Raw genomic sequence first — 7,422 nt, 5'->3', positions numbered from 1 at the left:
GGCTCCCAGTAGACGACTGGGTTGATAGGCCGGATATGGAAGCCCTGTAAGGGGTGGAGTTGACCGGTACTAATAGGCCGAGGGCTTGTCCTCAGTTGCTCGCGTCCACTGTGTTGTTCTGAAACAACGACCGCCTTGCCGGCGGGTCGACAGTTTCATAGTGTTTCGGTGGTCATAGCGTGAGGGAAACGCCCGGTTACATTCCGAACCCGGAAGCTAAGCCTCACAGCGCCGATGGTACTGCAGGGGGGACCCTGTGGGAGAGTAGGACGCCGCCGAACAATTCTTCTGAAAAGCCCCTGATCCATTCGGATCAGGGGCTTTTCGCATGTCCGGGGACTTTTCCGGGACGTTCTTACGGCTGCTGGATGACGTCGCGTTGGTACCAGGTGCCGGTCTTGCCGCCCAGGTCCGCCGGGCCGGCCGGTCCTACCGGGACGAATCCGGCTTTCGTCAGGACCTTCTGCGACGCGGTGTTCTCGTGTGAAGTGGCCGCCCGCAGTGTCCGCAGCCCGTACTGTGACGCCGCCAGTCGGCACAGCGTCAGCACCGTGGCCGTCGCCAGGCCGCGGCCGGCGGCGTGCCGGGCGACCCGGTAGCCGAGCTCTGCCGAGTGCTCCTCGTGCTCGATGTCGACCAGGTTGAACCTGCCGAGGACCGACCCGTCCTCGGCGAGGAGCACGTGGAACGCGCAGAGGCCGGATTCCTGTTCCGCCAGCAAGGCGCTGTAGCGGGCGGTGAATTGATCGAAGAAGTCGTCGCCGCGGTCGGAGATCGACGCCGCGAAGTAGGCGCGGTTCGCCAGCTCGAAGGCCAGGACGGCGGGGGAGTGTTCGGCGTGCAGCCGCTTCAGCTCGGGCATCGCCCGACTCTATGCGTCCGGGGCGTCCGTGCCACCCGGGTTTCCGCCGGGTCCGGAGCCGGAGCCGGAGCCGCGACCGGACCGCGACCGGGTCCGGGTCCGGGCTCAGAGGCGTCCGGCGGCCTTGAGGGCGAGGTAGGTGTCGGCGAGGGCCGGGGAGATCCTGCTCGGCTGGGCGTCGAGGACGGTGACGCCGTGTCGGGTGAGGCGGTCGGCGGTGCGGCGGCGGTCGGCGCGGGTCTGCTCCGCGGCGGCGGCGCCGTAGACGGCCTCGACGGTGCCGCGGCCGGCGGCGAGTTCGTCGAGACGGGGGTCGGCGACCGAGGCGAGCACCACCTCGTGGCGCTTCACGAGCTGCGGAAGCAGCGGGAGGAGACCCTCTTCGACCGGGCCCGCGTCGAGGCCGGTCAGCAGGACGATCAGGGAGCGGTGCGGTGCCATCCGCAGTGCGGTGGCGACCAGCGAGCGCATGTCGGTCTCGTAGAGCGCGGGTTCCAGGTAGGCCATGGCGTTGGTGAACGCGGGCAGGACCTCGCTGGGGGAGCGTCCGGCGACGGCGACGCGCGGGCGGAGGTCGTGGGCGAGCAGGTCGACGCGGTCGCCGGCGCGGGTGGCGAGTGCCGTGAGCAGGAGGGCGGCGTCGAGCGAGGCGTCCAGGCGGGGGGCGTCGCCGACGCGGCCGGCGGAGGTGCGGCCGGTGTCGAGGACGATCAGGATGTGGCGGTCGCGTTCGGGGCGCCAGGTGCGGACGGCGACGGTGTGGCGGCGGGCGCTGGCGCGCCAGTCGATGGAGCGGACGTCGTCGCCGGGCAGGTACTCGCGCAGGGAGTCGAACTCGGTGCCCTGGCCGCGGGTCAGCACCGAGGTGCGGCCGTCGAGTTCGCGCAGGCGGGCGAGCCGGGAGGGCAGGTGCTTGCGGCCGGCGAAGGGCGGCAGCGCGCGGACCGTCCAGGGGGCGAGGTGCGAGCTCTGACGGCCGGCCAGGCCGAGCGGGCCGAGGGAACGGATCGTCACCCGGTGGGCGTGGTGGTCGCCGCGGCGGGTCGGCACGAGGACGGTGGTGGCGCGGCGCCGTTCACCGCCGGGGACGGTCAGGGTGTGCCGGGAGGCGGCGCCGGCCGTGCCGGGGCGCCAGGCGGACGGCGCCCAGGCGTCGCGGATCCGGGCCCGGAGGGGGCGGCCGGAGGGGTTGGTGACGGTCAGTTCGACCGGTGCCGGCTCGCCGAGGCGGACCGTGGTGGCGCCGCCGCGGCCGAGCCGGAGGCTGCGGACGGGGGCGGCGAGCACCAGGTCGGCGACGACGGCGAGCAGGACGGCGCCGGTGACGACGCCGATCCCGGTCCAGGACGGCAGCAGCAGGCCCACGACGAGCGCGCCGATCGCGGCGAGCAGGGCGGTTCGCCCGGTGAGGGCCATGCGGTGCGCTCCTTCGGGTACCCGGTGCGGGCGGGGTGGCTCTAGCGGGGGGCCGGTGTCTGGGCGAGGACGGCCTGGATGACGGAGTCGGCGGTGACGCCCTCCATCTCGGCCTCGGCGCGCAGCGCGACACGGTGCCGCAGGGTGGGCAGGGCGAGTGCCTTGACGTCGTCCGGGGTGACGTAGTCGCGTCCGGCCAGCCAGGCCCACGCCCGGGAGGCGGCCAGCAGGGCCGTGGCGCCGCGGGGGGAGACGCCCATGGACAGGGAAGGGGACTGCCGGGTGGCCCGGCAGAGGTCGACGATGTAGGCGAGGACCTCGGGGGAGACGGTCAGCTCGGCGATCTGCTCGCGCGCGGCGGCGAGGTGCTCGGGCCCGGCGACCGGGCGGACGCCGGCGGCGGCGAGGTCGCGCGGGTCGAAGCCGGCGGCGTGCCGCGAGAGGACCTGGAACTCCTGGTCGCGGTCGGGCAGCGGCAGGATCAGCTTGAGCAGGAAGCGGTCGAGCTGGGCCTCGGGCAGCGGGTAGGTGCCCTCGTACTCGACCGGGTTCTGCGTCGCGGCGACGAGGAACGGGACGGGCAGCGCGCGCGGTTCGCCGTCGACGGTGACCTGGCGCTCCTCCATGGCCTCCAGCAGGGCGGCCTGGGTCTTGGGCGGGGTGCGGTTGATCTCGTCGGCGAGCAGGAGGTTGGTGAAGACCGGGCCGGGCTGGAAGGAGAACTCGGCGGTGCGGGCGTCGTAGACCAGCGAGCCGGTGACGTCGCCGGGCATCAGGTCGGGGGTGAACTGGATGCGCTTGGTCTCCAGGCTGAGCGCGGTGGAGAGGGTGCGGACCAGCAGGGTCTTGGCGACTCCGGGGACGCCCTCCAGCAGGACGTGGCCGCCGCAGAGCAGGGCCACGACGAGGCCGGTGACGGCGGCGTCCTGGCCGACCACGGCCTTGCCGATCTCCGTGCGCAGGGCGGTCAGGGCCTGGCGCGGGTCGATGGTGGCGCCGGGGGTGGCGGGTGCCGTGCCGGAGGTGGGGTGGAGCTGGGCGGTGGCCTGTTCGGTCACGGCTTCCGTACCTGCCTTTCGAGGGCGTCGAGGTCGTCGGCGAGCCGCAGCAGCGCGGCGTCGTCGGTCGGGTCGGGGCCGTGGAGGAGGGCCCGCACGTCCCCGGCGGGGCGCGTGGTGAGGCGATCGGCGATGGCCGCGCAGAGTGCGTCGGGGTCGGGTGCGCCGGCGCTGAGCGGGACGCCCAGGGCGGGGGCGAGGCGGTGGGCGGCGGCCCGGCGCAGGGCGTCGGCGGCGCGGCCGCGGGCCTTGGCCCGGTGGTAGAGGCGGGCGCGGCCCTCGGTGGTCTCGGCGGCGCGGACCACGACGGGCAGGTTCTCGCTGATCACCGGGCCGAGGCGGCGGGCGCGCCAGAGCGCGGCCAGGGCGGCGGCGATCGCGAGCTGCAGGGTGGCCCAGTGCCAGCCGGCCGGGATGAGGTCGGTGAAGCTGCGGCGGTCGGTGGTGTCGGCGGCCGGCGAGCTGTAGTCGGGCAGGTGCCAGGTGAGGTGCGGCTGGGAACCGAGGAGGCCGAGGGCGAGGGAGGCGTTGCCGTCCTTGCCGAGCAGGTGGTTCTGCAGGAGGTCGGCGCTGCCGAGGACGATCGCGTCGCCGCTGGGGGTCGGGGCGCTGACCAGGGGGAATCCGTGGTTGCGCGGGTAGCAGCCGGTGCCGCGGCTGCCGCTGGTGTAGACGAAGCCGCCGATGCCGACGCTTCCGGCCCGCTCGGCCTCGGGGAGGTCGCAGCCCGGGTCGGTGCTGCGGACGGTGGCCCAGGCCGGGGCGCCGCGCTCGTCGCCCGCGCGGACGCCGGGGACGAGGGCGCTGAGGGCGGCCGGGCCGGGGGCTATGAGGACGAGCCGCTTGTGCCGGGCGGCGGCGATGGCGTGGAGCTGGCCGGCGTCGAGCAGGTCGGGCTCGGGGATGACGAGGGTGTCGTCGCCGGTGGGGCGGACGGTGGGATCGCCGGTGAGCGTGGCGGTGACGCCGCGCTGTTCGAGCAGGGCCACGACGGCGTGGGCGCCGTCCCCGTCGTAGGAGCGCGGGTCGAGCGGCGGGTAGCGGCGGTCCTGGCTCAGACCCGCGATGACGACGGTGCCGGTGAGGAGGAATGCGAGCGCCGCGAGGTACCAGCGGTAGCGGTGCCACAGGCCGCGGCCGGTGGGGGCCAGGCTGCTGGGGGCGTGGGCCGGTGCCGGCGGCTCGGTGGCGGGCGCGGGGGCGGTGGTCGTCATGCCGCGCCTCCCGGGGCCGGGTCGAGGGTCGGGCGGGTGCGTTCCAGCGCCCGGTCGAGGTCGTGGAGCGACTGGTAGGCGGCCTGGTCGGCGGTGCGCTCGCCGAAGGCGATGTCGTCGAAGGAGCGGGCGGCGGCGGCCAGCGCGGCGGCGTGTTCGGGCAGGGCCCGGCCGGCCTCGGCGGCGGCCTCGTCGGCGGTGCGGCCGGGGCGGGCGTCGAGGACGGTGCGCTCCTCCAGGGCGCGGACGAGGGCGCGCATCTGCTCGCGGACGGCGTCGGCCCACTGCCCCGCGGCGGCATGGCGTTCGGCGTCGGCCCGGTGCTGGGCGGCGGTGCGCGGACCGGTCGTGCCGTACACGTCCAGGGCGGTGCGGGCGGCCCGCTTGGGTGCGCCAAGGCGCCACCACAGCGCGGCGGCGACCAGGACGGCGACGATCAGGAAGAAGACCAGGCCGGTGGTGCCGCTCGTACCGTTCCCGGAGATGGCGTCGAGCGCGTCGGAGAGGTGCTGGTTCAGCCAGTCCAGGACCCGCTTCACGAGGCTCGGGTCGTGCCGGTGGTAGTCGGCGTCGAGCAGTTCGTCGCGGGCGGCGTCGCGGGCCGGGTCACGCGGGACCGTGACCGGGGCGCCGCCCGCGGCGAGGAGCCTCTCCCCCCAGATCGGCATCCGGCTCAGAGCCTCGTCGGGTCGGCGCCGGCCTGGCCGCCCCAGCCGGTGCCGCCGTCCTCGGGCAGGCCGGCGGCGCGGGCGAGCTCGATGTCGAGGGCCTCGCGGCGGATCCGCTGGTCGACGTAGAGGAGAACGCCGATGCCCGCGGTGAAGGGCACGGTGAGGGTGGAGGCGATGACGCCGGCGATCGCCGTGGCGATCAGAAGGGCGACCGGCTGCTGCGTGGCGCCGCCGCTCTCCATCTGCTGCTGGAGGTCGCCGAGGCCGAGCACCAGGCCGATGACCGTGAACGGGACCGCGATGATCCCCGAGACGATGAAGGCGATGATCTGGCTGAGCACGGTGATGCCGCAGATCCGCCACCACGAGCCGCGCACGAGCCGGCGGGAGCGCGAGAGCGCCGTGATGACGCCCTGCTTCTCCAGCATCAGGGCGGGCGCGGCGAGGCTGAGCTGGATCCAGAGCCAGACCACGACGGGCAGGCTGAGCAGGCCGACGATCACCAGCAGCCCGACGATCGCGGGCGAGGCCGCACCGGCCGCCGCGTAGCCGATCAGCGGGCCGAAGCCGAGCACCATGACGCCGCCGGTGATCAGCCCCGTCAGCAGCGTGAGGCCGAGCAGCTGGAGCAGCTGGGCGCGGGCGCCGCGCCAGGCCTCCCGGATGGTGACGCTCTGGCCGAGGATCGCGCGGCTGACCACCACGGTGAGCAGGGCGGTCGCGATGACGCCGAGCAGCAGGTTGAGCGGCAGGCTGGCGAGCACGACGAGGACGGCGGTGAAGTCGCCGGTCTTGCCGCCGACCAGCAGCTGGGCGCCGACGCCGCCGACCTGCTGGAGCACGGCGATGCCCAGCGACAGGCCGAGCGCGGTGCGCCAGTGCTTGCGGATGGTGGAGACGGAGCCGTCGAGGAGCTCGCCGAGGCCGAGCGGGCGCAGCGGGATGACGCCGGGCTTGGGGCTCGGCGGGGCGCCCCAGCCGTAGGGGCCGTACGGGCCCTGCGGGCCGGGCGGCGGGCCGCCCCAGCCGTTGCGGGCGGGCGGGACCTGCGGGCCGCCCCAGGCGGGCGGCGGGACGGGGGCGCCCTGGGGCGGTGCCGACGGCCCGGGCACGCCGGCGGGAGCGTCGGCCGGGGGCCGGGCGTCGTCGCGGGGTGGCTCGGACGAGCCGGGCGAGGCCCAGCCCGGAGTGTCGGTCATCACTGCTCCTCGGAGGGCGTCCTGGGGGCGCGGTGCCGGGTGGATCTTCCACCCGCGCGCAGGCCCATCGTGCCATGGGGCGCCGACAGGCCCCAGGGGTATCCGGTCGCGGAACGGATACGGGGGCGTGACGGGGGTCCGGGCACGGCTCCGGGACGGTTCGGAGACGCTCCACCGGGGGGCATTCGCCCGGTATGGCCGGAATTCCCGGCTGGTCGAGTTGGCCGTTGTGGAGCATTGGCACTGCTGTGCGGCAGGTCACAATCCGGTAATGAGAGGATGGAGCCATGAAGGGACGCGTCCTCGTCGTTGATGACGACTCCGCACTGGCCGAGATGCTCGGCATCGTGTTGCGTGGTGAGGGTTTTGAGCCGTTTTTCGTCGCAGACGGGGACAAGGCACTAGCCGCGTTCCGGGAGACCAAGCCCGACCTCGTGCTGCTCGACCTGATGCTGCCCGGCCGGGACGGCATCGACGTCTGCCGCCAGATCCGTGCCGAGTCCGGGATCCCGATCGTCATGCTGACCGCGAAGACCGACACGGTCGACGTCGTGGTGGGCCTGGAGTCGGGTGCCGACGACTACGTCACGAAGCCGTTCAAGCCCAAGGAGCTGGTGGCCCGGGTGCGTGCCCGGCTGCGCCGCGCCGAGGAGCCCACGCCCGAGCAGCTGACCATAGGCGACCTGGTGATCGACGTGGCCGGTCACTCGGTGAAGCGGGACGGCCGGGGCATCCCGCTGACCCCGCTGGAGTTCGACCTGCTGGTGGCGCTGGCCCGCAAGCCGTGGCAGGTGTTCACCCGCGAGGTGCTGCTGGAGCAGGTCTGGGGCTACCGCCACGCGGCGGACACCCGGCTCGTCAACGTCCACGTGCAGCGCCTGCGGTCGAAGATCGAGAAGGACCCGGAGCGCCCCGAGATCGTGGTGACCGTCCGCGGCGTCGGCTACAAGGCCGGACCCAGCTGACGTGACGCACCGGGCTGACGAGTCCCCGTCGGGTTCC

General features: G+C 74.3%; 7 protein-coding genes and 2 rRNA genes. 3 read left to right on the top strand and 6 right to left on the bottom strand.

Going from position 1 to position 7,422, the window contains the following annotated elements:
* Positions 1-93 (top strand): 23S ribosomal RNA (locus ACFVSN_RS33505); the annotation flags it as partial.
* Positions 94-164: 71 nt separating this feature from the next.
* Positions 165-281 (top strand): 5S ribosomal RNA (gene rrf / locus ACFVSN_RS33500).
* A 74-nt stretch (positions 282-355) separates the two neighbouring features.
* Here rrf and ACFVSN_RS33495 read toward each other — a convergent pair.
* The 6 genes from ACFVSN_RS33495 to ACFVSN_RS33470 all read right to left on the bottom strand — a co-directional run bounded on the left by ACFVSN_RS33495 (position 356) and on the right by ACFVSN_RS33470 (position 6,420).
* Positions 356-862 (bottom strand): GNAT family N-acetyltransferase, encoded by a 507-nt coding sequence (locus ACFVSN_RS33495; protein ID WP_380435445.1) that lies wholly within the window; start codon positions 860-862, stop codon positions 356-358.
* Between the two features lie 105 nt (positions 863-967).
* Positions 968-2,278: a DUF58 domain-containing protein gene (locus ACFVSN_RS33490; RefSeq protein WP_380501607.1), complete on the bottom strand. Its 1,311-nt coding sequence runs from the start codon at positions 2,276-2,278 to the stop codon at positions 968-970.
* A gap of 41 nt (positions 2,279-2,319) precedes the next feature.
* Entirely contained in the window at positions 2,320-3,267 is a 948-nt protein-coding gene (locus ACFVSN_RS33485) for an AAA family ATPase (RefSeq protein WP_380435454.1), read from the bottom strand.
* Positions 3,268-3,332: 65 nt separating this feature from the next.
* Positions 3,333-4,550 carry a DUF4350 domain-containing protein gene (locus tag ACFVSN_RS33480; RefSeq protein WP_387957314.1) on the bottom strand — a complete coding sequence of 406 codons (1,218 nt, stop codon included), beginning with the start codon at positions 4,548-4,550 and terminating at the stop codon, positions 3,333-3,335.
* Complete coding sequence (locus tag ACFVSN_RS33475; RefSeq protein ID WP_380435442.1) at positions 4,547-5,218, bottom strand: DUF4129 domain-containing protein; 672 nt, start codon at positions 5,216-5,218, stop codon at positions 4,547-4,549. Before ACFVSN_RS33475 ends, ACFVSN_RS33480 begins: the two co-directional genes overlap by 4 nt.
* A 5-nt stretch (positions 5,219-5,223) precedes the next feature.
* Entirely contained in the window at positions 5,224-6,420 is a 1,197-nt protein-coding gene (locus ACFVSN_RS33470; protein WP_380435441.1) for a hypothetical protein, read from the bottom strand.
* Positions 6,421-6,707: 287 nt separating this feature from the next.
* Here ACFVSN_RS33470 and mtrA point away from each other — a divergent pair, with 287 nt between their 5' ends.
* Complete coding sequence (mtrA, locus tag ACFVSN_RS33465) at positions 6,708-7,385, top strand: MtrAB system response regulator MtrA (RefSeq protein WP_030061806.1); 678 nt, start codon at positions 6,708-6,710, stop codon at positions 7,383-7,385.
* Positions 7,386-7,422: the final 37 nt, after the last annotated feature.

Origin of the sequence: Kitasatospora sp. NPDC057904 (assembly GCF_042887925.1) — a bacterium.
GTDB lineage: Bacteria > Actinomycetota > Actinomycetes > Streptomycetales > Streptomycetaceae > Kitasatospora.
Note: the sequence above shows the minus strand (reverse complement) of the source record. Positions and strands in the feature narration are given on the sequence as shown.